Here is a 25,572-nt window from a genome sequence, read left to right as displayed (position 1 = left end):
CCAAATATCCCTTTTGTAGGGATTTAGCGGCACATACTCCATTCGAAGTGACATAAAGGATGTGCTCAAATTGCTACCGCCGTATCCAAAACCGGCGAGGGGTTACGTAGGCCAGTGATGACACAAGACCGCCGCAACCACCGTGAGTCAGCGGTGGGCAGTCGCTTCCTGCCCTCGAACTGGCGCGTGCGTCCCCGTCTGGTCGCGCTGATCCTGCTCCCCACGGCCGCGGCGGTGGTGCTGAGTGGACTCCAGCTCACCAACTCGCTGACCGGCGCCACCGAATACCGCAAGAACGCCGAGGTCGCCTCCCTCATCGAGCAGCTCACCGACCTGTCCTATGAGATGGCCGACGAGCGTGACCTCACCGCCTGGTACATCGCCGACCGGCGCAGGCAGGCACGTCTGGCCAGGGTCAAGGACATGCAGGGCCGGGTCGACCTGACCCGCACGAAGGTGCTCACCGCGATCGACGCCCTGGGCGACGACCAGGAGCCGCGCATCGTCGCCGAGGTCGCCCAGGTCCGCAACTGGCTCAACGGTCTGTTCAGCCTGAGAAAGTCGCTCACCAGCGGCGACGTGCTCCCTCGTGCGGCTCTCGGCATGTACACGCGCATGATCGCCGACTTCATGACGCTACACGACGATCTGGGCCGCAGCGCCCGTGACCAACGTCTGGTCGGTGACGTCCTCGCGCTCGGCGCCCTCACCCAGGCAAGAGAGCAGGTCGCGAGGCAGCGCGGCATTCTGCTCGTCGCCCGCATCGAGGGTCGGTTCGACTTCGACGACCCCGCCGACTTCCTGGGCGCCTACAAGGGCCAGCTCAACGCGATGTCCACCTTCCGGTCCACCGCGTCGACGACGGACATCAAGCGTCTGAACGACGTGCTCACCGATCCGAAGATCTCCAAGGCCGACGCCATGCGCGCCCTGGTCATCTCCCGGATGCGCGAGAACCTGGGCCTGCCCAGGGAGATGGGCATGAACGCCTGGTACGAGGCCTCCTCGGCCCTCGTCGACGGACTGAACGCCGTCGAGCGAAGCCTGGCCGCCTCGGTCACCTCCCGAAGCCAGGAACTGCAGGCCGCCGAGGAGCAGAACGCCATCGTCACCGGTGCGACGATCCTGGTCCTGTTGATCATGATCCTGCTCGTCACCGCCTGGGTGGCGGGAACGCTGGTCAGGCCGCTGCGCCAGCTGCGCAGCGAGGCCCTGGAGGTGGCCGGCAACCGGCTGCCGGAGACCGTCCGCGTGCTGCGGGAGACCGGCGAGGCCGATCCGAGCGTGGAGGTCTCCCCCATCGACGTGGACTCCCGCGACGAGATCGGGGAAGTCGCCCGGGCCTTCGACGAGATCCACCGCGAGGCCATCCGCCTGGCGGGCGACGAGGCCAAGCTGCGTAACAACGTCAACGCGATGTTCATCAACCTCTCCCGGCGCACCCAGTCGCTCGTGGAACGGCAGATCGACCTCATCGACGACCTGGAGCAGGGCGAGCAGGACGACGCCCAGCTGGCCAGCCTCTTCAAGCTGGACCACCTGGCCACCCGCATGCGCCGTAACTCCGAGAACCTCCTGGTCCTCGCGGGTCAGGAGCAGAGCCGCAGGTGGAGTGAGCCGGTTCCGCTGAGCGACGTCGTGCGAGCCTCCCTGTCGGAGGTCGAGAACTACGAACGCGTCGGCCTGCGGGTCGAGGCGGGTACCATGATCGTTGGCTCCGCCGTCAACGACATCGTCCACCTGATCGCGGAGCTCGTCGAGAACGCCATCTTCTTCTCGCCGCAGGACACCAAGATCATGGTGAGCAGCAACGCCAACGAGACGGGGGCCATCATCCTGGCGGTCACCGACTCGGGAATCGGCATGAGCGACGAGGAGCTGGCCGAGGCCAACCGTCGTCTGGCCGAGCCCCCCGCGGTCGACCTGTCCGTCTCCCGCAGAATGGGCCTGTTCGTGGTCGGCCGGCTGGCCATGCGTCACGGCATCCGGGTCCAGCTGCGCCGTCCCGAGACCGGCGGCCTGAGCGCCGTCGTGCTGCTTCCCCCGCAGGTCGTCGCCCAGTCGCCGCTCATGCCGCAGCTGGCCATGGCCGGTCAGAACGCCCCCTCGGCCCTGTCCGGCAACGACCCGTTCAGCGGGGCGCCCAGCTCCGACCCGTTCGGGAGCGTTCCCTCGATGGGCGCCGTCAGGCAGGCCCCGCCCGCTCCGGAGCCCTCGATCCCGCAGACCCCGGCCCCCTCGGTCGCGGACCTGTGGTCGGCGCCGGTCGTCTCCGCGGCGGCGGTCGAGGATCTGTGGGCCTCGCCGCTCACCCCGTCCCCGCCGTCCTTCCCGCCGGCGCATCCGTCGTTCCCGGCGGGGGACCCGTCCTTCCCCACGGCGCAGCCGCCGCGTCAGTCGGAGTCGTCCTTCCTGGCCGAGCCGTCCTTCCCTGCGGCACCGCCGTCCTTCCCGGCCGAGCCCTCGTTCCCGGCCGCCCACCCCTCCTTCCCCGCCGACTCGTCGTTCTCCACGGCGCAGCCGTCGTTCCCGGGAGGCGAGCCGAGGGGCGGGCAGCCGCCCGCCTGGCCGGAGATGCCGCCGGTCGACCCGTGGACGCCGCCCAGGCGCGAGGTTCCGGACCACACCCAGGCCCTGCCCGCGGTCGAGGTGTCGCCGACGGAGCCCGAGCCGGAGGAGTTCCTGCCGATCTTCGCGGCGGTAGGATCGGACTGGTTCCGCAACACCTCCGCCGAGCTCGTGGCCGACCCCGAGGCCGAAGCCGAGCCCGCGAAGGAGGAAAGGCAGGAGACACCCTCACCGGAGCGGTCGCTCCAGGAGGAGTCGCCCGTGCTGCCCATCAGGCGGCCGGGGCGCCAGGGACCGCCTCCTTCGGAGGAGCAGCCGGAGAGGCAGCCGTGGAGTTCCCCGTCCGACCAGGGATGGGCCGCGGCCGAGGTCGCGAAGAAGCCCGTCGAGGGCGGTGTAACCGGTTCGGGTCTGCCGAAGCGGGTGCCGAAGGCCAACCTCGTGCCCGGAACGGCCGCCCCGGCCCCGAGCACTCCGGTGGCCCCGCTGCCCCCGATATCGGCGGAGCGGGTGCGTAGTCGTCTGTCCAGTTTCCAGCAAGGCATACGGCAGGGCCGCGCCGAGATGATCGAGCGGTTGAACGCCGCTGAGGGAGAGAACCAGTGAACCACCAACTCAGTCAGGCCGCCCGAGGCTTCAATTGGCTGATCACCGAGTTCGTCAAGGAGATGCCCGGCGTGGCCCACGCGGTGATCGTCTCCGCGGACGGTCTTCCGCTGGCCTACTCGCAGGGCTTCCCGAAGGACCGCGCCGACCAGCTCGCCGCGATCACGGCCGGTCTGATCAGCCTGACCCAGGGAGCCTCCCGGGTCTTCGAGGGCGGTCCCGTCGCGCAGACCGTGATCGAGATGCAGCGGGGTCTCCTGCTGACGATGTCGATCAGCGACGGCTCCGCGCTGGCCGTACTGGCCTCGCCGGACTGTGACATGGGCCTGGTGGCCTACCAGATGACCATGCTGGCTGAGCGCGCGGGGCAGGCGTTGACACCTGCTCTTCGGGCCGAGTTGCAGTCGGCTCAGCGATAGGGAGGTGATATGGACGCACCAGGTTGGCGCCCGGGTGAGGAACCCCCAAGCACGCCTCAGGCCAAGAGCGGACGTAATCGTCTGATTCGTCCGTACGCTGTGACCGGAGGCAGGACGGCGCCCCGCATGCAGCTCGCTTTGGAGGCCCTGGTCTCCTCGGCGACCTTCATGAGCGTGGACACCGCCACGCTCTCCACGGAGTACCAGGCGATCATCTCGTTGTCCCAGCAGGTGCGCTCGGTGGCGGAGTTGTCCGCCCTGCTGCGCATGCCACTGGGCGTGACCCGGGTGCTGATCGCGGACATGGCGACCGAGGGCCTGGTGCAGATCCACCAGCCGTCGCTGGATGCCGGAAAGCCGGATCTCAACTTGCTTGAAAGGGTGCTCAGTGGGCTTCGCAGGCTCTGACGCCGGAATGACGTCAACGAAGATCGTTGTCGCCGGAGGATTCGGTGTCGGCAAGACGACCTTCGTCGGAGCGGTCTCCGAGATCATGCCGCTGACCACGGAAGCGGTTATGACGGAGGCCAGCGCGGAGGTCGACGACCTCTCGCACATCCCGACCAAGCGGACCACCACGGTGGCCATGGACTTCGGCCGGGTTTCGCTGGACCGGGACCTGATCCTGTACCTGTTCGGTACGCCGGGTCAGCACCGGTTCTGGTTCATGTGGGACGACCTCGTCAAGGGCGCGATCGGTGCGATCGTGCTGGTCGACACCCGGCGGCTGGCCGACAGCTTCCCGGCGATCGACTACTTCGAGGAGGCGGGGCTGCCGTTCGTCGTCGCCCTCAACGGCTTCGGCGGTACGCACTTACACGGTGAGGAGGAGGTGCGGGAGGCTCTGACGATCTCTCCGCACATCCCCGTCGTACGGACCGACGCCCGTTCGCGGGACGCGGTCAAGTCGACCCTGATCACCCTGGTCGAGCACGTTCTGACGCTTCGCGTCTGATCTTTCTCTCCCGGTGTGGGACCCGCCACGACGGCGGATCCCACACCGGGCCGGCCTCACCGGCGAGCCGGCCCGGTCACACCGGTCTTTCTCTTCCCTACTTCTCCGGGCGAACCCAGACTCCGCGCTCGTGCATCAGCTCGATCTGCCTGTCGATCACCTCGGTGCGGAACTCCGTGTGGTTGTACGGCTTGCGGTCGAGGTAGAGGTTCTTCGGGTAGATCGGCTTCTCGTAGATGAGCTGGTACTGCTCGGTCTTGAGGTCCTTGATCCAGTTGTCCCACTGCGCGTTGGCGCGGAACCTGCGCAGGGCCTCGATGTCGATCGTGCCCGAGACCCAGGAGGAGGCGCCGCCGTAGTCGTGGCGCCCGACGATCTGCCCCTTGTAGTCCACGACCATCGAGTGGCCGCCGAAGGTGTCGATCGGGACGTCGGAGTCGGGGGTCAGGTAGTAGGTCCCGACGTTGCAGGCGATCAGGTAGCAGTTGTTGTCCAGCGCCCTGGCCTGGTTCTGGATCGCGTAGAGCCCGTTGCCGACGTGCGGGTGCGGGTACGGCCCGCGGTAGATGATCTCCGCGCCGTTCATGGCGAGGCCACGGGCGTTCTCCGGGTAGGAGGCCTCGTTGGCCATGAGCACGCCGATCCTGCCGATCGCGGTGTCCGCGACGGGGTAGAACGCGTCGAGCGTCTTGCCGTACAGCTCGACCCAGCGGTCCCAGACATCGTGCGGGGTCACCGAGTGTTCGACGGGCAGCAGCGGGACCGTCTTGTAGTGCGTCATGACGATCGCACCCTCGGGGTCGATCACCAGGCCGACGTTGAAGAAGCGTCCGGGGAACTCGGGGTGCAGGGCCTTGGCCTGGGCGACGATGTAGGTGTTCCACTGGCGGGCCAGCGCGCCGAGCCGGTCGGTCTCAGGACCGGGCACCTCGATCGCGACCTCCCTGGCGAAGTCCTCGTGGTCGAGGTCGAGGACCTCGTCGTTGAACCCCTGCAGGGCGCCCTCGGGAATCGCGATCAGGCGGACGGGCAGGTCGAGGCTGGACAGCCAGGAGGCGGCCTTGACCAGGTGTTCGATGTGCTCCAGGTTGATCTGGATCTCGTCCCGGTTGCGGACGCCGCGCATGGTGGGGACCAGGCCGACCGCCTGGTATGCCTCGATCATTTCTGTCCTCCGAGCAGGAGAGAGTTGACGTCGAACGGCTTGGTCAGGTAGCCGTACTCAAGCATCAGGTCGGAGACCCGCTGCAGCCGTACGGCGTTGGTCGTGATGGGGAAGCCGGGCAGCTGCATGATCTGCGCGGTCTGAGCGTTGATCTTGGTGTACTGGGGGATCGCCTCGGCGACGGCCTTGCGGTCGTTCGCCGCGACCGTCTGCGCCTTCAGCAGGGCGCGCTGGAAGGCGGCGACGGTCTTGGGGCTCCTGCTCGCGAACTCCGAGGTGACGAAGTAGCCCGCGATCGGGAAGCTGTCCGTGGGGCCGGCCATCGTGTCGGCGAGCTTCACACCGCCGTCGGCGGCGGCCGCGCTCACGAACGGTTCGGGCAGGAAGGCCGCATCCACCTGACCGCTCTTGAGGGCCTGCCACATGTTGGGGAAGGGCACCTCGATGAAGTCAATCTTGTCGCGGACGACGTCCAGGCCGTGTACCTTCAGAGTCACGCTGGTCGCCAGCGTGGCGATGTTCTTCTTCGTGTTGACGCCGACCTTCTTGCCCTTGAGGTCCTCGACCTTGGTGACGTTCGAGTTGGGCGCGGTCAACAGGACGAAGGAGCCGGGCGTCGCGACGGTCGCCTCCGCGATCACCTTCAGGTCCGCGACGTTCTGCGCGGAGGCGGTGAAGGCGGAGACGTAGTTGCTGTGCAGCACGTCGAACCCACCGCTGAGCAGCGTGGGGAGTGCGGCCGCGCCACCCTCGATGAGGGAGAACTTGACGTTGAGGCCCTCTTCCTTGAAGAAGCCCCGGCTGATGGCGATCTGAACCGGTGCCACCTCGGGGAGCGGCAGCATACCGATGGTGATGTCGGTCTTCTCCAGGCCGTTCGCCGCGCTCGTTGTGCTTTTCCCACTGCTGCAGGCGGTGGCGAGAACGGAAAGAGCGACGATGACCAGGCATGCTCGTGTTAGTGGACGGAACCTCATATGTGGCTCCTCGAAGAGGTGAGGGAATGCGGCATGAGTTGGACGTCCCGGAATCGGGGAGAAGAGATCAAGGAGCGATCGTAGATGCTCTCAAATCCAGCAGCAACCCTTAACGTCGGGTTTAGCGACAGTCCATAATTTATGTCCCTATATAGCATGTTTTGTTGCTGTCAGGGATGATTTACGGGGTTAGTGAAGTGCCTACTTGACGGAATTGAGGCTCCTGTTGCAGGGGGTTGCCGGTTTCCGGCCCTCCGTATGTAGGGGGTTGACGCCGCCAGATCGGGCGTCGCGGCCGTTTCGGGCCACCGGAACGTGTGGGGCTTGACGCTGATATGGCATTTTCTTTCGTACCCGTACGATATAAAATGGAACGCTCTAGGCATCTGAACCGGATTTACCGGAGCCTCGAAAATCTTTTACACCGATCTTCAAACGGGGCGGTCAAGGGGCGCGGCACCGGTGGCGTGCCCCCATGTCAGCGGTGGGGTGGCCTGTCGAGGCCCTGCCCGGGACCCTTCTGAAGGACCCTTCAACACCGGCCCCGTCTCCCGTGTCCCGGGCAGTGACCCGGGACACGGAAGGGCTCTCGCGGCGTCTCTCACAGGCCTCTCACAGCGACGACGTCTGCGCGGGACGCACACCGCGCACCAGACGGCCGACCTCGCCGCGCAGCCGTACGAAGTCGGGGTGCTCCCTGGTGCCGATCTGGTCGCGGGGGCCTGGCAGGTCGACCCGGAGGTCGCCCACCACCCTGGCCGGGGCCTTGGAGAGCACCACGACGCGGTCACCGACGTAGACGCTCTCGTCGATGTCGTGGGTGATGAGCAGGATGGTCATGTTGTGCAGACCGCGGACCAGCAGGGTCAGGTCCTCCAGGTCCTCACGGGTCTGGGCGTCGACGGACCCGAAGGGCTCGTCCATCAGCAGCAGTTTCGGCCGGTAGGCCAGGGCGCGGGCGATGGAGACGCGCTGCTGCATACCGCCGGACAACTCCCAGGGATACTTGCTCCCCGCCGAGGCCAGGCCGACCTGTTCGAGCGCCTCGGCTGCCGAAAGCGCCCGCTGTTTCCTGCCCTGGCCCTTACGGCGCAGCGGCAGCGAGACGTTGTCGGCGACCGACATCCAGGGGAACAACGAGCGGCTGTAGTCCTGGAAGACCACGGCCAGGTCGTCCGGGATCTGCGCGACGGGGGTGCCGTTGAGGGTGATCCGGCCGCCGGTCGGGCGCAGCAGCCCGGCGATGGAGCGCAGCAGGGTCGACTTGCCGGACCCGGAGGGCCCGACGATGCACACCAGTTCGCCCTCGGCGACGCGCAGGTCGACACCGCCGAGCGCGTTGTGGGCGGAGGGGCCGTTTCCGTAGGTGTGGGTCAGATTGGAGATCTCAAGCACGGGGGTTCCTCAGGTTGTCTGCTTGGCGGCACGGTGCCAGGACAGGACCCGTCGCTCGGCGGTGAAGAACGCCAGGTTCAGCACGTAGCCGAGCAGGCCGAGCACCACGAGGGAGCCCCACAGGCCGGGCGGGTCGAAGGCGCGCTCCGCGTCACGGAGCTGGAAGCCGATCCCGTTGGTACTGCCCACCAGCTCGGAGACGACCATGAGGATCAGGGCGAGGGAGAGGCTGAGCCGCAGGCCCGCGAAGATCTTCGGGGTCGCGGAGGGCAGGATGACCCGCCAGAGCCGCTGCCCGCGGGAGAACCCGAAGACCCTGGCGGTCTCCACGTGCTGGCGGTCCACGTAACGGGCGCCCTCGACGGTGTTGAGCAGCACCGGCCAGACGACGCCGAACACGATCGTGGTCAGCTGCATCGGGGTGCCGATGCTCATCAGCGGGATCAGCAGCGGCAGGAGCATCGGCGGCGGGACCGCCCGTCCGAAGTGGACGAGCGGATCGACGAAACGCGCCAGGACGACCGAGCGGCCCAGCAGCACGCCGAACACGACGCCGACGACCCCGGCGAGGATCCAGCCGGCGAAGAGCCTGGCCAGGCTGGGCGGGAAGTTGTCCAGGGCGGCGTCGCTCAGCCACAGGCGACCGGGGGGACCGGTGAGCCACAGCTCCCGCATCCTGACCGCGATCGTGGTCGGCGGCGGGAAGAAGGGGTTGTCCGCGGCCCGGGTGCCCACCTCCCACAGCACCAGCGCGACGGGAACCGGCCACAGGCGGACCAGGGCGCGCCGTACGTTCACGCGGCCACCCCCGCCCGTGCGGTGTGCCAGCGGAACAGTCTCCGCTCGGCCCCGATGAACAGGCTGTTCGTCACCACACCGAGGATTCCCGCCCAGACGGTCGCGGCGATGATGAACTCAAGGCCGTCGGGGCTGCTGCCCGCCTTGAGGACGTAGGCGCCGATGCCGTCCGAGCCGCCCGCGAGCAGTTCGGCGCTGACGGCCAGGATGAGCGCGATGCCGCCCGCGAGCCGTACGCCGGTGGCGATGAACGGCGCGGTGCTCGGCAGTGAGACTCGCCACAGTACGGCCAGCGGCCCGAAGCCGAAGCTGCGCAGGGTCTCCTTGGCCACCGGGTCGACGTCCCGCAGGCCGTACATCGTGTTGATCAGGATCGGCCAGCACGAGGCGTAGAAGATCACGGCGATCTTGAGGTCGAGCCGGTCGGGGAAGAGCAGGATCGCCAGCGGGATGAGGGCGACGGAGGGGATCGGGCGGAGGAACTCGATCAGCGGCCGAGCCGTGGCCTCCAGTCTCGGCAGGCTGCCGAGCAGCAGCCCGAGCGGGACCGTGACGGCGACGGTGAGGAGCAGGCCGAGGGTCCAGGCGAGCATGGTGGCCGCCACGTTGGTCAGGAACTCCTCGTCGACGGCGAGTTCGGCGGTCCTGGTCAGGATCGTCGAGGTCAGCGGCAGGACGTCCGGGTCGGTCAGGCCCGCCCTGCCCGCGGCCTCGGCCAGGAGCAGCAGCGCCGTGACCCCGAGCGCGCCGCAGAACACCCTGTTGCGCAACAGGGCCCGACCGCTCACCCGACCTGCTCCGCGTGAGACGTCCGGCTGATGGGTCCGAGGCGCATGAGGTCTCCTTAGGGGGCGATTGACCGTGCGGGCCTGATCCGCCGGAAGCCGTCATGCGATGGAGATGGTCCAAGAAAGCGCAGGATGAGGGGGCTCCCGGCCGTGCAGCAGCGTAGCGGAGGGGGTGTGCTTAATCGCAAGTATTGGCCAATAGGGGTAAATCGGACAAATATGGACTTTCGATGTCGGGTTTTCGGATGGGCCGGTGGCGAATCGGAGCGTTCCAAAATCTCCGGCCGAAGGGGCGATGACATGTTGTGAAAGAGTGGGCGCCGGGGCGGATATCCCCGTATAAATCTGCTCGGGAGGCCCGGTGGGGGTTGCCCGGTTGCAAGCATCTAGTCCCGATTGCCCATAAGTTGCGACTTATGGGCTATTGGCCGAACTGTTCGGGCTATGCTCCAATAACCCTCGCCCCAAGGATGCATCCGCGTCACGTGAAGATCAGATGCATGACAGGATTCCCCTCCAATCAGACAAACGAGGAGAGGTAGCGGAGGCCAGTGAGGACGGCAATCCCCAGTGAACGCGAATCCGGGCTGGTTGCTGCCCAGGTCTTCGGCGAGACGGAGGCGCAGGAGGACGGCGCCGAGGCGGTGAAGGCCACCAAACGCGGGCGGCGTGACAGCACCCGTGAGAACGGCAGCAGGTTCGCGTTCAGGAACTGGCGCGTGCGATCGCGACTGATCGCGCTCATCGTCATCCCCACGACCGCGGCGATCGTCCTCGGCGGGCTGCGCGTGGTCGCCTCGGTCAACAACGCGGCCGAATACGAGCAGGTCAGGGTGACCGCGGAGCTCTCGGCCGACCTGAGCGGCCTGGTGCACGGCCTGCAGCTCGAACGCGACCTGGCCGCGAGATACGTGGCCCAGGGCCGTCTCCGTGGCGCCCGCGCCAAGCTCGACGACCAGTACGGCGTCGTCGACAAGATCATCACGGTTGTGCGCGAACGGCTGCGCATCGCCGCGGCCGGCGACTTCGCCTCCCGGGAGCGGGAGGACATCGCGCAGATGAGCACCCGCCTCGACGAGCTCGCCAACGTGCGCAAGACCGTCGTCGGCAGCGCGCTGCCCGCCCAGCCCGTCATCCAGACCTACTCCCAGACGATCGGCGACCTGCTCGCGCTCCACGAGAAGATCGTCCAGGTAGACGCCGACCAGTCCCTCAGCAGCAGCGCGGCGGCCTTCGCCGCCCTGGCAAGGGCCAAGGAACAGGCCTCAAGGGAACGGGCCGAACTCGCCGTCGCCCTCGCCAACAGGCAGTTCAGCACCGAGGGCCTCGACGACTTCATCGTCGCCCGCGCCCAGCGCGACAGCGAACTGGCCGCCTTCAGGGGCGAGGCCTCACTGGACCAGCGCCAGTTCTACGACGACACCGTCAGCGGCCAGAAGGTCGACCGAGCGGAGTTCATCCGCCTCAGGTCCCTCGTCCTGGCCACCGCCAACGCCCCCCTCGTCAGCGTCAGCGCGACCGGCACCGGCGCGGGCGACCAGACCCAGTGGTTCGACGCCTCCAGCGTCATCATCGACAAGATGCGCACGGTCGAGAAGGCCATCGCCGACTCGGTCATCACGCAGAGCCGTACCCTCCAGGAGGCCGAGCAGCGTGGCGCGATGATCGCCGGAGGCGCCAGCGGCCTGCTGCTCCTGCTGGTCCTCATCGTCACCACGATCATGGCGCGCTCGCTGGTCAGGCCGCTGCGCAGGCTCCGCACCGAGGCCCTGTCCGTGGCCGAGCAGCGCCTGCCGGAGACCGTCCAGTCGCTGCGAGAGAGCGGCGACGCCGACTCGGTCAAGGTCCAGCCCATCGGCGTCAACTCCGACGACGAGATAGGTGAGGTCGCGCGCGCCTTCGACGAGGTCCACCGCGAGGCCGTACGGCTCGCGGGCCAGGAGGCCACGCTGCGCAGCAACGTCAACGCGATGTTCGTCAACCTCTCCCGCCGCAGCCAGACCCTGGTCGAACGCCAGCTGTCCCTGATCGAGAGCCTGGAGCAGGGCGAACAGGACGAGCATCGTCTCGGCAACCTGTTCCGCCTCGACCACCTCGCCACCCGCATGCGCCGCAACAGCGAGAACCTGCTGGTCCTCGCGGGTCAGGAACCCGCCCGCAGGTGGAGCCAGCCGATCCCGCTCATCGACGTCGTGCGCGCCTCGCTGTCCGAGGTCGAGAACTACGAGCGGGTGGCCCTGCACCTGTCGGCCGGCGTCTCCGTCGTCGGCACCTCGGTCAACGACGTCGTGCACCTCATCGCCGAGCTGGTGGAGAACGCGATCTCCTTCTCTCCCAAGGAGACGAAGGTCGTCGTGTCCAGCAACCGGATCGACGGCGGCGGCGTGATGGTCTCGGTCGCCGACGTCGGCATCGGCATGACCGCCGACGAGCTCACCCAGGCGAACTGGCGTCTGGCCAACCCGCCCGTGGTCGACGTCTCTGTCTCCCGCAGAATGGGCCTGTTCGTGGTCGGCCGCCTGGCCCTGCGCCACGGTATCCGCGTCCAGCTCAGGCAGCAGGACAGCGGCGGCCTGACCGCCATGGTGCTGATCCCGGAGAACCTGCTCTCCGACGCGGACTCCCGTCAGGCGCCGGTCACCAACGGCGGCGGCGACTGGTCGGCGGCCATGGGCCCGCAGGAGCGGGCGGTGATGGACCGCCCGCCGCTGCTGGCCAGCCCGACCCTCGACCCCACCCAGTCGGCCTTCGCCTCCTTCGACGTCACCCAGAGCCCCTTCGACCAGTTCGACGTACGGCAGCAGCTCGCCTCCTTCGAGGCGCCGAACAGCCCCGCCGGGATCGACCACTTCAGCCAGTCGCCCTTCGACAGCGTGTGGTCCGGTCAGGTGCCGCAGCAGGGAGGCGGTCCGAGCTGGTCGAACCTCTCCTCGGACGCGACCGCCTGGTCCGGCTCCCCGCGCCCGGGTGAGCCCGGCGGGCCGGGAGGCTGGCCGATCGCCTCCCAGCCGGACACGAGCGTGTGGCCGGACGCGCCCGCGCGCGGCGACTCGGGCATCTGGAGCAGCACCCCCGCCAGGGAGAACGACGGCTCCTGGCCCGGCCCGCCCGGCCAGAACGGACGCCTCTTCGACAGCAGCGTGTTCGAGCCCTCGGACAACACGGGCCCGCTGCCCGTCGTCCCCGAGCCCTCGCTCATGGAGGAGGCGAAGGAGGAGTTCCTGCCGATCTTCGCCGCCGTCGAGTCCGACTGGTTCAAGAAGGTCGAGCCCACTCCCGGGAAGCCGGAGAAGGCGGAGGAGCCCGGGGTCGTCGTTCCGCCCCCCGTGGCCCCGCCCTCCGACGTCTGGTCCTCGCCCGCCGACGCGGGCTGGCAGGCGGCTCGGGCGGCCAGTGAGCCGACCCTCGGCGGGATGACCGGAGCCGGGCTGCCCAAGCGGGTGCCCAAGGCGAACCTGGTTCCCGGTACGGCCGCGCCCGGCTCGGCCGCGGCCCCCCAGACCCCCGCGTTCAGGCCTTCCGTCTCCCCTGAAGCGGTACGCAACCGCCTGGCGAGCTTCCAGCAAGGAGTACGGCAGGGCCGCGCGGTCGCCAGGGGCGAGGTCGGTGAGGGACAGCCCTATCCCGACTTCAGCCGTGACGTTGAAGGAAACGAGGAAGACCGGTGAGCGAGCTTGCCCCGGTCGCCAAGGAGGATGACACGTGCGCGAAATGAGCCAGGCCGCCCGGGGGGTCAACTGGCTGATCACCGACTTCGTGAACAACGTCCCAGGCGTTGCCCACACGGTCGTTGTGTCGGCCGACGGCCTGCCGTTGGCGTATTCCGATGGATTCCCCAGGGACAGGGCGGACCAGCTCGCGGCGGTCGCCGCCGGGCTGATCAGCCTGACCCAAGGTGCCTCCAGGGTCTTCGAAGGCGGAGCGGTCACCCAGACCGTGGTCGAGATGCAGCGAGGACTGCTGCTCATCATGTCGATCAGCGACGGCTCCTGCCTGGCCGTACTGGCCGCGGCCGACTGCGACATGGGTCTCGTGGCCTACCAGATGACCCTGCTTGTCGAACGAGCGGGCCAGGTGTTGACACCGGCGGTCCGCGCCGAACTCCAGGCCTCACACCCCCGGTGATGGCGACGACCATAGGAGGATGCCGTGGCAGGCCGCGGCTGGCCCGGTGAGGGGGACCCGCTAGGCGGGCCTCCCTACCAGTCCATGGACGACCCCCACCGGCAACAGGGTGGTCCTTCACATCTCATGCAACCGGCACCCGTGGAGCAGAGCTCCCTGGTCAGGCCGTACGCCGTCACCGGAGGGCGGACCGCCCCCCGGACCCAGCTCGCCATGGAGGCCCTGGTCTCCTCGGCGACGTCCGCGCACCACGATCTGTCCAACCGCACGCCGGAGTACCAGGCCATCAGCGCCCTGTGCCGGCAAGTGCGCTCGGTCGCCGAGATCTCCGCGATGCTCCGCATCCCGCTCGGCGTCACCCGGATCCTGGTCGCGGACATGGCGGCTGAGGGACTGGTCCAGCTGCACCAGCCGCAACTGGACGCGGGCAAGCCGGATCTCAACCTGCTGGAAAGGGTGCTCAGTGGACTTCGCAGGCTCTAGCCGCGGCGGCGGCCTGACATCGACGAAGATCGTCGTCGCCGGTGGCTTCGGTGTGGGCAAGACCACGTTCGTGGGAGCGGTCTCCGAGATCCTGCCGCTGACCACGGAGGCGGTGATGACCGACGCCAGCGCCGGCATCGACGACCTCGGCCTCACCCCGAACAAGACGACGACCACGGTCGCGATGGACTTCGGGCGCGTCTCGCTGGACCGGGACCTGATCCTGTACCTGTTCGGCACGCCGGGTCAGCACCGGTTCTGGTTCATGTGGGACGACCTCGTGCGCGGCGCCATCGGCGCCATCGTGCTCGTCGACACCCGGCGGCTGGCCGACAGCTTCCCGGCGATCGACTACTTCGAGGAGGCCAAGCTCCCCTTCGTCGTCGCGGTCAACGGCTGGGACGGGACCTACCTGCACGGCGAGGAGGAGGTGCGCGAGGCGCTCACGCTGGCGCCGCACATCCCGATCTCGCGCACCGACGCGCGCTCCAGGGACGCGGTGAAGGCCACGCTCATCACACTGGTCGAGCACGCCCTCACCATGCGGATGGCCGTCCCCGGCTGGGGCCGCTGAGACAGTCCCGCCCGGCCGGGGCACCCGGGACCCGAACCGTAACCGGAGGTCCCGGCGTCTCGTCATGTCCACTGTGCGTCACGGTGCGTTCGCTGTGCGTCCACCGTGTGCCCATCGCGCACCCACGGTCGTCACGGCCGCCGTGCCATGCCCGGGTGTTCCCTTGGGGACGTCCCGGCCCCGGACGTCCCGGCGTCCGTGCTCCCTGCCCGGTTCCGCGAGAGCGGGCGCGGTCTCCCGCGGGACCGGGCAGGGAGCGCGGGCGTGCCGTCGCCGCCCGCGCGACCGGTACGTCGCGGGCATACCACCGTCTCGCGAGGGCGTGTTCCGCCCTCTCCAGCGGATAGGCTGGGATGTCGAGTCGCAGACCCGAGAGCGCAGAGGCTGGCCAATCACGTGTTCGAGACGCTTTCCGACCGGCTGACATCGGTCTTCTCCTCCCTTCGTTCCAAGGGGCGCCTGTCCGAGGCCGACATCGACGCGACCTGCCGCGAGATCCGCATCGCGCTGCTTGAGGCCGACGTCGCGCTGCCGGTGGTCAGGACGTTCGTGGCCCAGGTCAAGGAACGGGCCAGGGGCGCCGAGGTGTCCCAGGCGCTGAACCCGGCGCAGCAGGTCGTCAAGATCGTCAACGACGAGCTGGTCGAGATCCTGGGCGGCGAGACCCGGCGGCTTCGCTACGCGAAGAACCCGCCGACCGTCATCATGCTCGCGGGTCTCCAGGGTGCCGGTAAGACCACCCTGGCCGGCAAGCTCGCCCGCTGGCTGCGTGAGCAGAACCACACGCCGCTGCTGGTCGCCGCCGACCTGCAGCGTCCCAACGCGGTCCAGCAGCTCTCGGTCGTCGCCGAGCGCGCGGGCGTCGCGGTCTACGCCCCCGAGCCCGGCAACGGCGTCGGCGACCCGATCGCCGTGGCCCGCCAGTCGGTCGAGCACGCCAGGCGTCAGCAGCACGACATCGTCATCATCGACACCGCGGGCCGCCTGGGCATCGACCAGGAGCTGATGAAGCAGGCCGCCGACATCCGCGACGCGGTCTCCCCGGACGAGGTCCTGTTCGTCGTCGACGCCATGATCGGTCAGGACGCGGTCTCCACCGCCCAGGCCTTCATGGAGGGCGTCGGCTTCGACGGCGTCGTGCTCACCAAGCTCGACGGCGACGCCCGGGGCGGTGCCGCCCTCTCGGTGCGTCACATCACCGGCAAGCCGATCATGTTCGCCTCGACCGGTGAGAAGCTTGAGGACTTCGACGCCTTCCACCCGGACCGGATGGCGTCCCGCATCCTCGACATGGGTGACATCCTCACCCTGATCGAGCAGGCGCAGAAGACCTTCGACGAGCAGGAAGCCGCCAAGATGGCGGGCAAGCTCACCTCCGGCGAGGGCTTCACGCTCGAAGACTTCCTTGAGCAGATGATGATGGTCCGCAAGATGGGCCCCATCAAGAACCTGCTCGGCATGATGCCCGGCATGGGGCAGATGCGTGACCAGATCAACCAGGTCGACGACCGTGACCTGGACCGCGTCGCCGCCATCATCCGCTCGATGACCCCGGGCGAGCGCCAGAACCCCAAGATGATCGACGGCTCCCGCCGCGCCCGCATCGCCAAGGGCTCCGGTGTCAGCGTGACCGAGGTCAACAACCTGGTGGTCCGGTTCTTCGACGCGCAGAAGATGATGAAGCGCATGGCGGGCGGCCTGGGCATCCCCGGCATGCCGGGCGGGCGCAAGAACAAGGGCGCGCAGAAGAAGGCCGCCAAGGGCCGCAGGGTCAGCGGCGACCCGCGCAAGGCCGCGCTTGGCAAGAACGCCTCCGCCGCGGCCCCCGACGCCCCCGGCGCGGGTGGCGCCCTCGGCAGGCTCGGAGCCGGTCAGCTTCCCCCCGGCCTTGAGCTCCCGCCGGGCTTCGACCCCTCGAAGTTCAAGCTTCCCGGCCAGAAGTGACCGAAGACGACCGGTTCCATCGGCGGGCCAGGTGGATCTGGGTGGCCATCATGGTCGGATTCATCATCGTGACGGCCCTTGAGCTGCTGGGGGTGCGCCCCCGGTGAACGTCCTCCCCGGCCTTGGCCGGGGAGGAGGGCCGGGACCCGCGGTGACGGTCGCGCCCGTGCTCCTTCCGGCTGAAACGGGTCCGAGGACGGCCGCCGCGCCGGTGGCGGGGGTCTCGTGGTGGTCGATCGGCGCGGAGAAGCGGGCCGTCCGCCCACCGGGCACACGCGGATTACCGAGATTTGCCGTCCGCGTGCCGTACGGGATGGGGCTTGGTTGGTCGGGCACCTCTGTGCGTCTGGCAGAATGACATGTTGGAACATCGTGGTCACGTGGGTGCCCTCTCACCCCCGCGTGCCGCGCCTGTCCCCTGAACGGTCCTCTCCTCGTACCCCACTCGATGAGACGCCGCTCACCCACGCTCTAATGCAGGAGAGACCACACCCGTGGCAGTCAAGATCAAGCTCAAGCGGCTCGGCATGATCCGCAACCCGCAGTACCGCATCGTCGTCGCCGACAGCCGCACCAAGCGTGACGGCCGGGCGATCGAGGAGATCGGTCTGTACCACCCGAAGGAGAACCCTTCGCGCATCGAGGTCAACGCTGAGCGTGCGGCCTACTGGCTGGGTGTCGGCGCGCAGCCGACCGAGCCCGTGCTGAAGCTCCTCAAGCTCACCGGCGACTGGCAGAAGTTCAAGGGCGAGGCCGCTCCGGCTCCGCTCAAGGTGGCCGAGCCCAAGGCCGACCGCCACGCCCTCTACGAGGCCGCGGCCAAGGAGGCGCTGTCCCTGGACAACGCCACCACGCCGAGGAAGTCCGCCAAGAAGGCGAAGGCCGACGAGCCTGCCGCCGAGGCCCAGGAAACGGCCGCGGAGGAGAAGCCGGAAGGCGAGGCCTGAGGTGCTTGAGGAGGCCCTCGAGCACCTGGTGAAGGGCATCGTCGAACATCCCGACGAGGTCCAGGTTCACGCGCGCCGCATCCGCAGCGGTCGTGTGCTTGAGGTCCGGGTCCACCCCGAGGACCTCGGCAAGGTCATCGGCCGTGGCGGCCGTACGGCCAAGGCGCTCCGCACCGTGGTGAACGCCCTGGGCGACGGCAAGTACATCCGGGTCGACCTGCTCGACCTGAACGAGGCCCGTTAGAGGTCCCTCTCCCCGGGCGTTCCGGTCCGGGGAACGGGGTCAGGCACCCACATGAGATCCACCGGCGAACGGGTCACCCACCCAGTGTGGGTGGCCCGTTCGTCTTCTCACACACCACTATCTCGGGAGGCGGGCGTGCAGCTTGTCGTAGGCCGGATCGGCCGTCCCCACGGACTTCGCGGCGAGGTGTCCGTCGAGGTGCGCACCGACGACCCGGAGCGGCGCTTCGCTCCCGGGGCCGCCATCGCCACCGACCCCGCCGCCGCGGGCCCGCTCGTCGTCCGGTCGAGCCGCAGCCACGCCGGGGTCCTGCTGGTCAGGTTCGAGGGCGTTGACGACCGCGACCGGGCCGAGGGGCTCAGGGGCACCATGCTCGTCATCGACTCGGCGGACATCCCGCCCTCCGACGACCCGGACGAGTTCCACGACCACCAGCTCATCGGCCTGACCGTGCTCACCCCCGACGGGGAGCGTGCCGGTGAGGTGTCCGACGTGCTCCACCATGGGCAGGACCTGCTCGTGGTGCGCAGGCAGGGCAGGGAGGTCTACGTGCCGTTCGTCAAGGCGCTGGTGCCCGTGGTCGACCTGGAGAAGGGGCACCTCGTCGTGGACGCGCCCGCGGGCCTGCTCGACCCGGACGAGGCCGTCTGACATGCGCGTCGACATCATCTCGATCTTCCCCGAGTACTTCGCGCCGCTCGGCGTCTCCCTCATCGGCAAGGCGCGTGAGCGCGGCATCCTGGACGTGCGCCTGCACCAGCTGCGCGACTGGGCCCACGACGTCCACCGCACCGTGGACGACACCCCCTACGGCGGCGGCCCCGGCATGGTCATGAAGCCCGACCCGTGGGGAGAGGCCATCGACGCCGTCCTCTCGACCGGCCAGGACGCGCCCGCCCGGATCATCGTGCCGACCCCGAGCGGTGTGCCCTTCACCCAGCGGCTCGCGATGGAGTACGCCGCCGAGCCATGGCTGCTGTTCACCCCCGCCCGCTACGAGGGCATCGACTCCCGCGTCATGGCCGAGTACGGCACGCGGACGCGGGTCGACGAGGTCAGCGTCGGCGACTACGTGCTGGCCGGTGGTGAGGCCGCGGTGCTGGTGATGGTCGAGGCCGTGGGACGGCTGCTGCCCGGGGTGCTCGGCAACGTCTGCTCCGCCGTGGACGACTCGTTCGCGCCGGGGGCGATGGAGAACCTCCTTGAGGGGCCCGTCTACACCAAGCCCCCCGAATGGCGGGGACACGAGGTCCCCGAGATCCTGCTGTCCGGGCACCACGGCCGGATCGCCAGGTGGCGGCGGGACGAGGCGCTGCGCCGTACCGCGAGAAACCGGCCCGAGCTGCTGGCCGAGCTCGACCCGGGGGGCCTGGACAAGCACGACCTGAAGCTCCTGGCGGAGCTGGGACAGCCCGCTCAGGAGGGCGACCACCCGGTCTGACGTGTTGATTTCCGGTCGGTCGGAGAAATATGGCAAACTGAAGCGTTGCCGCTTGCTGTCCACGGGTTGGCGCGCGCAACCGGGCGGACGGCCCGGTTCTCAGACACATCCAATTCAGCACGTGTGTCCATCGCGATGCCGCCCGCCGCGGCCGGATGAACCTCCACGTGCTCATCTAGACGAGGTACCACTGTCATGCACACGCTGATCAGCGAGATCGAGAAGGCCTCGCTCCGTTCCGACATCCCGGCCTTCCGCCCCGGCGACACGCTTGAGGTTCACGTACGGGTCATCGAAGGCAACCGGTCCCGTATCCAGGTGTTCAAGGGCTTCGTCCTGCGCCGCCAGGGTGGTGGCTCCCGCGAGACCTTCACCGTGCGCAAGGTCAGCTACAGCGTCGGCGTCGAGCGCACCTTCCCGGTGAACAGCCCGGTCATCGAGAAGATCGTCGTGGTGACCCGTGGTGACGTCCGCCGCGCCAAGCTCTACTACATGCGCGACCTGCGCGGCAAGGCCGCCCGCATCAAGGAGAAGCGCGAGGCCCGCTGACGCGCCCGCATTCGAACGTTCTGGCCCGCTCCGCCGTCGGTGGTGCGGGCCATTCGTATGAAGGAGGGTTTGACCTCCTATGGCGGACCCATAGCTGTCAGGTAACCCGGCGGGCGGCTGACCGGCGCTTTCCATCATCTAGGCTCGTCACCGATGACTAGCGAAGACCGGGAGTCCGGCGCAGCCTCGCGTCGACCTGTCGAGGACGAGGTGGGCGTGATCGCCGGAGAGACCCAGACGAACGCCGAGGGCGGCCGGGACGAGCGGGCCGATGGCGAAGGCAAGAAGAAGGGGGCCTTCTGGAAGGAGCTCCCCGTCCTGATCGTCGTCGCGCTGGTGCTCGCGCTCGTCATCAAGACCTTCGTGGTCCAGGCGTTCTACATCCCGTCCGAGTCCATGGAGAACACCCTCCTGGTCAACGACCGTGTCCTGGTGAACAAGCTCGTCTACCGGGTCCGCGACATCGAACGCGGCGACGTGGTCGTCTTCTCCGGCGTCGACTCCTGGGACAGCGAGGTGAACATCGAGGAGCCCGCCAACCCCGTGGTCGCCTTCTTCCGGTGGGCCGGTGCCGCCTTCGGCGTCGTCCCCGGCGAGAAGGACTACATCAAGCGGGTCATCGGAGTACCCGGTGACACGGTGAAGTGCTGTGACGCCCAGGGGCGGGTCACGGTGAACGGGGTGCCGCTCGACGAGAAGGCCTACCTCTATCCCGGCAACGTCCCCTCCGACAGGACCTTCAGCGTGAAGGTCCCGCCGGGCCGTCTGTGGGTGATGGGCGACCACCGCTCCGTCTCCCTCGACTCCCGCCTGCACATGGGCGACCCCGGCGGTGGGAGCATCCCCATCGACAAGGTCATCGGCCGGGCCTTCGTGATCGTGTGGCCCTTCTCAAGGGCCGAGGTCATCCCCATCCCCAGCACCTTCAACCAGCCGGCCCTCAAGGCCGCCGTAGCGGCGGGGGAGGCAGCTCCCTTCGCGGCCGGTTTCGCGGGGGCCGTGCCCCTGGTGCTGTGGCGGCGCCGCCGGCGTTCGAGGCGGTAGCCGTACCCCATGACCGTGGAACCCGAGAACAGGCCCGTCACCCCCGAGGACGAGCCCTCCCCCCAGCCTGAGAAGAAGGGTTCGAGGAAGAAGAGTCTGATCGAGTCGGCGCTCCTGCTGCTGGGCGGCGTGCTCGTGGCGCTGCTGCTGCGCCTGATCGTCCTCGACTCCTTCGCCATTCCGTCGGAGTCGATGGAGAACACCCTGATCAACGGAGACCGGGTGTTCGTCAACAAGCTGTCCGGCACGCCCGATCGTGGCGACATCGTCGTCTTCAAGGGCTGGGACGGCGAGGACACCATCAAGCGGGTCATCGGAGTACCCGGTGACACGGTGAAGTGCTGTGACGCCCAGGGGCGGGTCACGGTGAACGGGGTGCCGCTCGACGAGAAGGCCTACCTCCACCCCGACGACTTCCCCTCGGGTGAGAAGTTCGAGAAGGTCGTGCCCAAGGGGCGGCTGTGGGTCATGGGAGACCACCGTTCGGCCTCCGCCGACTCCCGGACGCACGAGGAGCAGGAGGGAGAGGGCACGATCTCGGAGAAGGCGGTCATCGGCCGGGCCTTCGCGATCTACTGGCCGTTCTCCAGGGTAGGACTGCTCTCCACGCCGGAGACCTTCACCAAGCTGAGATAGCGGTACCGAATGGTCCGGATGGGGCGTACTCTCTGCTCATGGTCGCTATGTCTGCCGTGGTGCGATGACGATTGCGTTCCGTCCCACGCCCAGCGTGGTCCGGCGCGACTCAGGCCTGTACGGCTATGAGCGGGCTCTGGCACGCCGTGGCCTGGGCCCGGTGGCCGGGGTCGACGAGGCGGGCCGGGGAGCCTGCGCGGGGCCCCTGGTGATCGCGGCGGTCGTCCTCGGACGCAGGATCGAGGGACTCGGCGACTCCAAGACGCTTACGGCCTCCCGGCGGGAGGCGCTGTACGACCGGATCATGATGACGGCCCGGGCGTTCAGCGTGGTGACGATCTCTCCGAAGGAGATCGACAGGCGCGGCCTGCACAAGTCGAACATCGAGGGAATGCGCCGTGCCGTCGCGCGGCTTTCCTTCCATCCCGGCTACGTGCTCACCGACGGCTTCCCCGTCCCCGGCCTGCCGGTTCCCTCGCTGGGCGTCTGGAAGGGGGACCAGGTCGCCGCCTGCGTGGCGGCGGCGTCGATCGTGGCGAAGGTGACGCGCGACAGAATGATGATCGCGCTCCACGAGCGCCATCCCGTGTACGGCTTCGCGGAGCACAAGGGGTATGGCACCGTGGATCATCGCAGAGCACTGGAGATGTACGGTCCGTGCCCCGACCACCGTTTCTCGTTCGCGACGGTGGCGAGGTCCAGGCCGGGTGAGGTGATGGGTGAAAATGAAATGGGGGCCGGTGTCGTCTGATCAGACGGCCCGGGAAGGGCGTGCGACAGGAGGACCGGTATGAGCGCAGAGGATCTCGAAAAATATGAGACCGAGATGGAGCTGCAGCTTTACCGTGAGTACCGTGACGTCGTCGGTCTGTTCACCTATGTGGTCGAGACCGAGCGGCGCTTCTACCTCACGAACTCGGTCGATCTGGACGTCCGTACCGCCGAGAACGGTGACGTGTTCTTCGACGTGAAGATGCAGGACGCCTGGGTCTGGGACATGTATCGGCCCGCGAGGTTCGTCAAGAACGTCCGCGTGGTCACCTTCAAGGACGTCAACGTCGAGGAACTCGCCAAGCCCGACCTGGAGATGCCCAAGGAGGGCTTCTCGAACTGAGCCCGTTTGTTGCCCTCCCGGTGCCTTCGCCGGGACCTCCTCTGATGCCTTCGGCTCCCGGGGACGGCGTCTGTCCACAGAACGCCGTTCGGTCCGTCGTCTCCGGCTGGAAACGCGCATCCTCGACGCGTGAGATCTTTTCTCGTCATTCTGCTGGTGGTGCCGCTGTTCGCCCTCCCGGCGGCCGGGGGCACCCGCGGCGCTTCCCCTGACACCGTCTCCGCCCGGTGGGGCCTGCCGCTCGTGGGGCGTCCCGTCGTGCTCAGGGGGTTCGACCCTCCGGCCCGGCCGTGGCTGGCCGGCCATCGGGGGGTCGACCTCGCCACGACCCCCGGTGCGGAGGTGCACGCGGCCGGTGCGGGGACGATCGGTTACGCGGGGCCGCTCGCCGGACGGGCGGTGGTGACGGTGCTTCACTCCGGCGGCCTGCGGACGACCTACCTTCCTGTCCGCCCCTCGGTACGGCGTGGCCAGCGGGTGGACCGGGGCGAGGTCATCGGGGTCGTCCAGGATGTTCCCGGCCACTGCCGTGCGGCCTGTCTGCACTGGGGCCTGTTACGGGACCGCTCCTACCTCGACCCGCTCCTCCTGCTGGGACGGGGACGGGTCAGGCTGCTCCCGATCTGGCCCGTGGGACCCCGGTGATCCGGTGCCCCGTCGGCCGGCGGATCGCCCGTGCCCGGGGTCATGGAGACAGCGGGCCGTTCATGTCCGGAAGGGGGTGACGGGTTGCCCCGGCTTCGACGGTCAGTGGGGTGTGGTGGGGCCTGTCCGGGGCCAACCGGGGCGCGGTGGGGTCATCCGGGCCTGACGGGGTACCGGGTCTGACGGGGTGCGGCGCGGGAAAACCCGGATGACACCGGAGCCGGAGACGGCGATCATCATGCCGGGGCGCCAGGAGACCGACATATCAGGAAACCGGCGCCTCGGGAGGCCGGAGTTCCGGAAAGGCGTCGTCAGGAGACCGGTATGTCGGGAAGCCCGCCTGCCGGGAGGCCAACGTGCCGGGGGACCGGCGTGTGGAGAAAACAAGCGTCAGGAGCGTGATGATCCATCGGATGACCGTCGCGGGGCTGTTCCCACCCCCGGACTACGCGCACGCGGCCGTGGTCGAGGCCGGTCAGCGGCTGGCTTTCATGGCCGGTGCCGTCCCGTTGGACGGTGACGGCGGCCTTGTCGGGGCCGGTGATCCCGTCGCGCAGACCCGGCAGGTGCTGGCCAATCTGCGGACCGCGTTGCGGGCGGTGGGCAGCGACCTGAGCCATGTGCTGTCCAGCACCGTTTACGTGGTGGCGGACACCCCCGAACCCCTCAGCCGGGTGTGGCAGGTCGTGCGTGAGTCCGGCCTCACGGAGGGCCCGCACACCTCGACCCTGCTGGGCGTCTCCTGCCTGGGATACACCGGCCAGCTCGTGGAGATCACCGCCGTGGCCGCGATTCCCTGAGCGCCGTCTCCCAGGGCAGGACGTCCGGAACGCGACGGAGGAGGGTAAGGGACGACGGGAGGTCTGGGGCGACGGTGTCGAGAGACCCGGTGGGGGCGAATACGACGCCGGCATACGACAACCATGGTTCGCCCTTCACCGGTTTCGCCCGCGTTTTGGGCAGGGCCTCCTTCGCCTCGTGACGCGTTTCGCGCCGACCTCCTGGAAGCCCCTCATCGCGGAGAGAGGGACTCAGCCTCCCGGTGATCTGTTCGGACGTAGCCGCCAGCCTTTCGCGACACGCTCCACGTATCCGGCGGCGGCCAGGCCGCCCAGGCAGGACAGCACGGTCTCCAGATCGACGCCCGCGGCCGTCGCTATCACGGCCGGACCGGCTCCCGTACGGGCGGGTATGACCTCCAGGACCTGACGGGTCTCCGGGTCCAGCCGGTCACGGGGGAGCACGGGCCCCCTGGGCTCGGGGGCGAGATCGTCTCCCATCACCCCGACGAGCTCGATCATCTCCGCCGGGGTGGTGACACAGACCGCAGCCCCCTGACGGATCAGCCGATGGCACCCGGCCGACATCTCCGACGTCACGGGCCCGGGGACGGCGGCCACGACGCGGTTCAGAGAGGTCGCGTGTCCGGCGGTGTTCAGCGCCCCGCTGCGCACGGCCGCCTCGATCACCAGGCTTCCCCGTGACAGCGCGGCGATGAGACGGTTGCGGATCAGGAAGCGTGGCCGGGTGGGGCGGGCGCCCATCGGGCACTCGCTCACCAGGAGCCCCTGCGACCGCACGGCCGCGAACAGGTCGTGGTGCGCGCTGGGATAGGCGACGTCGGTGCCGCAGGCCAGCACCGCGACGGTCGGCGCTCCGCCTGCGAGGGCGCCACGATGAGCCGCCCCGTCTATGCCGTAGGCGCCCCCGGAGACGATGCTCCAGCCGCGTTCGCCGAGCCCGGCGCCGAACTCCGCGGCCATGTGCGTGCCGTACGGCGTGGCCGCCCTGGAGCCGACGACGGCGACGGAACGCAGGCAGGAGAAGCGGAGGTCCGCCTCCCCGTTGAGCCACAGGCCGTACGGCGCGCGCTCTTGGAGGTCGTTCAGCTGGGTCGGCCATTCGGGATCTCCCGGAACCACCAGTCTGGCCCCGAGCCGTTCTCCCGAGGCCAGATCCTGGGCGGGATCGGCTGCTTCGAGACGGGCCGCCCATGAGGAGAACATCCGGCGGAGCCGTTCAACGGCCCGTTCGCCGCCCGCGCGGGACGAGGAACCGTGGCGCCGGATCGGCGAACCCCCGGACGTGGTGAGATCACCGGGGGAGCGGCCGTCGTGAGAGCCCCCCGGAACACCCGGGTGGTCGCCCCGGACGT

Annotated in this window: 26 protein-coding genes; 20 read left to right on the top strand and 6 right to left on the bottom strand. The window is 68.7% G+C overall.

Translation table 11 applies throughout. The features are described 5' to 3' along the window. Positions 1-117 precede the first annotated feature (117 nt). From ACFYY8_RS00405 to ACFYY8_RS00390, 4 genes are read left to right on the top strand one after another with little or no spacing between them, the layout of a single operon-like run. The gene (locus ACFYY8_RS00405; protein ID WP_390035643.1) at positions 118-3,174 is read left to right on the top strand and encodes a nitrate- and nitrite sensing domain-containing protein; all 3,057 of its coding nucleotides are present in this window, start codon (positions 118-120) and stop codon (positions 3,172-3,174) included. Beyond that, the gene (locus ACFYY8_RS00400; RefSeq protein ID WP_184713289.1) at positions 3,171-3,593 is read left to right on the top strand and encodes a roadblock/LC7 domain-containing protein; all 423 of its coding nucleotides are present in this window, start codon (positions 3,171-3,173) and stop codon (positions 3,591-3,593) included. The genes ACFYY8_RS00405 and ACFYY8_RS00400 overlap by 4 nt, the downstream gene beginning before the upstream one ends. Before the next feature lie 9 nt (positions 3,594-3,602). Then, positions 3,603-4,001 (top strand): DUF742 domain-containing protein, encoded by a 399-nt coding sequence (locus ACFYY8_RS00395; RefSeq protein ID WP_352009542.1) that lies wholly within the window; start codon positions 3,603-3,605, stop codon positions 3,999-4,001. Positions 4,002-4,008: 7 nt separating this feature from the next. Beyond that, the gene (locus tag ACFYY8_RS00390) at positions 4,009-4,548 is read left to right on the top strand and encodes an ATP/GTP-binding protein (RefSeq protein WP_184713291.1); all 540 of its coding nucleotides are present in this window, start codon (positions 4,009-4,011) and stop codon (positions 4,546-4,548) included. A 97-nt stretch (positions 4,549-4,645) separates the two neighbouring features. On the opposite strand, the gene ACFYY8_RS00385 is transcribed toward ACFYY8_RS00390, so the two are convergent. The 5 genes from ACFYY8_RS00385 to ACFYY8_RS00365 all read right to left on the bottom strand — a co-directional run bounded on the left by ACFYY8_RS00385 (position 4,646) and on the right by ACFYY8_RS00365 (position 9,671). Further along, positions 4,646-5,713 carry a nitrilase-related carbon-nitrogen hydrolase gene (locus ACFYY8_RS00385; protein ID WP_352009541.1) on the bottom strand — a complete coding sequence of 356 codons (1,068 nt, stop codon included), beginning with the start codon at positions 5,711-5,713 and terminating at the stop codon, positions 4,646-4,648. Then, positions 5,710-6,690 carry an ABC transporter substrate-binding protein gene (locus tag ACFYY8_RS00380; RefSeq protein ID WP_390035640.1) on the bottom strand — a complete coding sequence of 327 codons (981 nt, stop codon included), beginning with the start codon at positions 6,688-6,690 and terminating at the stop codon, positions 5,710-5,712. The genes ACFYY8_RS00385 and ACFYY8_RS00380 overlap by 4 nt, the downstream gene beginning before the upstream one ends. Positions 6,691-7,302: 612 nt before the next feature. Further along, complete coding sequence (locus ACFYY8_RS00375) at positions 7,303-8,085, bottom strand: ABC transporter ATP-binding protein (RefSeq protein WP_390035638.1); 783 nt, start codon at positions 8,083-8,085, stop codon at positions 7,303-7,305. Between the two features lie 9 nt (positions 8,086-8,094). Then, on the bottom strand, positions 8,095-8,883 hold the full coding sequence (locus tag ACFYY8_RS00370) for an ABC transporter permease (RefSeq protein ID WP_390035636.1): 789 nt from the start codon (positions 8,881-8,883) through the stop codon (positions 8,095-8,097). Next, positions 8,880-9,671, bottom strand: coding sequence for an ABC transporter permease (locus ACFYY8_RS00365; RefSeq protein ID WP_390035634.1), 792 nt, complete (start codon positions 9,669-9,671; stop codon positions 8,880-8,882). The genes ACFYY8_RS00370 and ACFYY8_RS00365 overlap by 4 nt, the downstream gene beginning before the upstream one ends. A gap of 551 nt (positions 9,672-10,222) precedes the next feature. Here ACFYY8_RS00365 and ACFYY8_RS00360 point away from each other — a divergent pair. From ACFYY8_RS00360 to ACFYY8_RS00285, 16 genes are all read left to right on the top strand, one after another. Further along, positions 10,223-13,339 carry a nitrate- and nitrite sensing domain-containing protein gene (locus ACFYY8_RS00360; protein WP_390035631.1) on the top strand — a complete coding sequence of 1,039 codons (3,117 nt, stop codon included), beginning with the start codon at positions 10,223-10,225 and terminating at the stop codon, positions 13,337-13,339. Positions 13,340-13,382: 43 nt separating this feature from the next. Continuing rightward, complete coding sequence (locus ACFYY8_RS00355) at positions 13,383-13,796, top strand: roadblock/LC7 domain-containing protein (protein WP_197048434.1); 414 nt, start codon at positions 13,383-13,385, stop codon at positions 13,794-13,796. Between the two features lie 126 nt (positions 13,797-13,922). Then, a complete protein-coding gene (locus ACFYY8_RS00350) occupies positions 13,923-14,279 on the top strand; it encodes a DUF742 domain-containing protein (RefSeq protein WP_352009535.1) in 357 nt (118 codons plus the stop codon). Next, positions 14,260-14,853 carry an ATP/GTP-binding protein gene (locus ACFYY8_RS00345; protein WP_012888558.1) on the top strand — a complete coding sequence of 198 codons (594 nt, stop codon included), beginning with the start codon at positions 14,260-14,262 and terminating at the stop codon, positions 14,851-14,853. The genes ACFYY8_RS00350 and ACFYY8_RS00345 overlap by 20 nt, the downstream gene beginning before the upstream one ends. A gap of 396 nt (positions 14,854-15,249) precedes the next feature. Next, a complete protein-coding gene (gene ffh / locus ACFYY8_RS00340) occupies positions 15,250-16,797 on the top strand; it encodes a signal recognition particle protein (protein WP_352009534.1) in 1,548 nt (515 codons plus the stop codon). A 494-nt stretch (positions 16,798-17,291) separates the two neighbouring features. After that, a complete protein-coding gene (rpsP, locus tag ACFYY8_RS00335; protein WP_352009533.1) occupies positions 17,292-17,744 on the top strand; it encodes a 30S ribosomal protein S16 in 453 nt (150 codons plus the stop codon). Position 17,745: 1 nt separating this feature from the next. Next, positions 17,746-17,988: an RNA-binding protein gene (locus ACFYY8_RS00330; RefSeq protein ID WP_184713302.1), complete on the top strand. Its 243-nt coding sequence runs from the start codon at positions 17,746-17,748 to the stop codon at positions 17,986-17,988. 135 nt (positions 17,989-18,123) lie between these two features. Beyond that, positions 18,124-18,639 (top strand): ribosome maturation factor RimM, encoded by a 516-nt coding sequence (gene rimM / locus ACFYY8_RS00325; RefSeq protein ID WP_390035628.1) that lies wholly within the window; start codon positions 18,124-18,126, stop codon positions 18,637-18,639. A gap of 1 nt (position 18,640) precedes the next feature. Continuing rightward, entirely contained in the window at positions 18,641-19,429 is a 789-nt protein-coding gene (trmD, locus tag ACFYY8_RS00320; RefSeq protein WP_390035626.1) for a tRNA (guanosine(37)-N1)-methyltransferase TrmD, read from the top strand. Positions 19,430-19,624: 195 nt separating this feature from the next. Continuing rightward, the gene (rplS, locus tag ACFYY8_RS00315; RefSeq protein ID WP_352009530.1) at positions 19,625-19,978 is read left to right on the top strand and encodes a 50S ribosomal protein L19; all 354 of its coding nucleotides are present in this window, start codon (positions 19,625-19,627) and stop codon (positions 19,976-19,978) included. Between the two features lie 153 nt (positions 19,979-20,131). Continuing rightward, positions 20,132-21,022, top strand: a complete 891-nt coding sequence (gene lepB / locus ACFYY8_RS00310) for a signal peptidase I (RefSeq protein ID WP_390035624.1) — start codon at positions 20,132-20,134, stop codon at positions 21,020-21,022. Positions 21,023-21,031: 9 nt separating this feature from the next. Continuing rightward, positions 21,032-21,658, top strand: a complete 627-nt coding sequence (gene lepB, locus ACFYY8_RS00305; protein WP_390035622.1) for a signal peptidase I — start codon at positions 21,032-21,034, stop codon at positions 21,656-21,658. A gap of 64 nt (positions 21,659-21,722) precedes the next feature. Continuing rightward, a complete protein-coding gene (locus ACFYY8_RS00300) occupies positions 21,723-22,409 on the top strand; it encodes a ribonuclease HII (RefSeq protein WP_390035620.1) in 687 nt (228 codons plus the stop codon). A 39-nt stretch (positions 22,410-22,448) separates the two neighbouring features. After that, positions 22,449-22,772 (top strand): DUF2469 domain-containing protein, encoded by a 324-nt coding sequence (locus ACFYY8_RS00295; protein ID WP_012888569.1) that lies wholly within the window; start codon positions 22,449-22,451, stop codon positions 22,770-22,772. Positions 22,773-22,901: 129 nt separating this feature from the next. Continuing rightward, positions 22,902-23,417 carry a murein hydrolase activator EnvC family protein gene (locus ACFYY8_RS00290; protein ID WP_390035618.1) on the top strand — a complete coding sequence of 172 codons (516 nt, stop codon included), beginning with the start codon at positions 22,902-22,904 and terminating at the stop codon, positions 23,415-23,417. Between the two features lie 401 nt (positions 23,418-23,818). Continuing rightward, entirely contained in the window at positions 23,819-24,217 is a 399-nt protein-coding gene (locus ACFYY8_RS00285; RefSeq protein WP_390035616.1) for a RidA family protein, read from the top strand. Positions 24,218-24,448: 231 nt separating this feature from the next. Here the strand turns inward: ACFYY8_RS00285 and dprA are convergent, their stop codons facing one another. Next, a complete protein-coding gene (dprA, locus tag ACFYY8_RS00280) occupies positions 24,449-25,423 on the bottom strand; it encodes a DNA-processing protein DprA (protein WP_390035614.1) in 975 nt (324 codons plus the stop codon). Positions 25,424-25,572: the final 149 nt, after the last annotated feature.

Origin of the sequence: Streptosporangium sp. NPDC001559, from assembly GCF_042893955.1 — a bacterium.
Lineage (GTDB): Bacteria > Actinomycetota > Actinomycetes > Streptosporangiales > Streptosporangiaceae > Streptosporangium.
This window is presented reverse-complemented; position numbering and strand designations above follow the sequence as displayed.

What these genes read in the sequence shown, in the direction of transcription:
- ACFYY8_RS00405 (WP_390035643.1), top strand. Translation starts at nt 118, where the DNA reads ATGACACAAGACCGCCGCAACCACCGTGAGTCAGCGGTGGGCAGTCGC.
- ACFYY8_RS00395 (WP_352009542.1), top strand. Translation starts at nt 3,603, where the DNA reads ATGGACGCACCAGGTTGGCGCCCGGGTGAGGAACCCCCAAGCACGCCT.
- ACFYY8_RS00390 (WP_184713291.1), top strand. Translation starts at nt 4,009, where the DNA reads ATGACGTCAACGAAGATCGTTGTCGCCGGAGGATTCGGTGTCGGCAAG.
- ACFYY8_RS00385 (WP_352009541.1), bottom strand. Translation starts at nt 5,713, where the DNA reads ATGATCGAGGCATACCAGGCGGTCGGCCTGGTCCCCACCATGCGCGGC.
- ACFYY8_RS00380 (WP_390035640.1), bottom strand. Translation starts at nt 6,690, where the DNA reads ATGAGGTTCCGTCCACTAACACGAGCATGCCTGGTCATCGTCGCTCTT.
- ACFYY8_RS00355 (WP_197048434.1), top strand. Translation starts at nt 13,383, where the DNA reads ATGAGCCAGGCCGCCCGGGGGGTCAACTGGCTGATCACCGACTTCGTG.
- ACFYY8_RS00350 (WP_352009535.1), top strand. Translation starts at nt 13,923, where the DNA reads ATGCAACCGGCACCCGTGGAGCAGAGCTCCCTGGTCAGGCCGTACGCC.
- trmD (WP_390035626.1), top strand. Translation starts at nt 18,641, where the DNA reads ATGCGCGTCGACATCATCTCGATCTTCCCCGAGTACTTCGCGCCGCTC.
- rplS (WP_352009530.1), top strand. Translation starts at nt 19,625, where the DNA reads ATGCACACGCTGATCAGCGAGATCGAGAAGGCCTCGCTCCGTTCCGAC.
- lepB (WP_390035624.1), top strand. Translation starts at nt 20,132, where the DNA reads ATGACTAGCGAAGACCGGGAGTCCGGCGCAGCCTCGCGTCGACCTGTC.
- lepB (WP_390035622.1), top strand. Translation starts at nt 21,032, where the DNA reads ATGACCGTGGAACCCGAGAACAGGCCCGTCACCCCCGAGGACGAGCCC.
- ACFYY8_RS00300 (WP_390035620.1), top strand. Translation starts at nt 21,723, where the DNA reads ATGACGATTGCGTTCCGTCCCACGCCCAGCGTGGTCCGGCGCGACTCA.
- ACFYY8_RS00295 (WP_012888569.1), top strand. Translation starts at nt 22,449, where the DNA reads ATGAGCGCAGAGGATCTCGAAAAATATGAGACCGAGATGGAGCTGCAG.
- ACFYY8_RS00285 (WP_390035616.1), top strand. Translation starts at nt 23,819, where the DNA reads ATGATCCATCGGATGACCGTCGCGGGGCTGTTCCCACCCCCGGACTAC.
- dprA (WP_390035614.1), bottom strand. Translation starts at nt 25,423, where the DNA reads ATGTTCTCCTCATGGGCGGCCCGTCTCGAAGCAGCCGATCCCGCCCAG.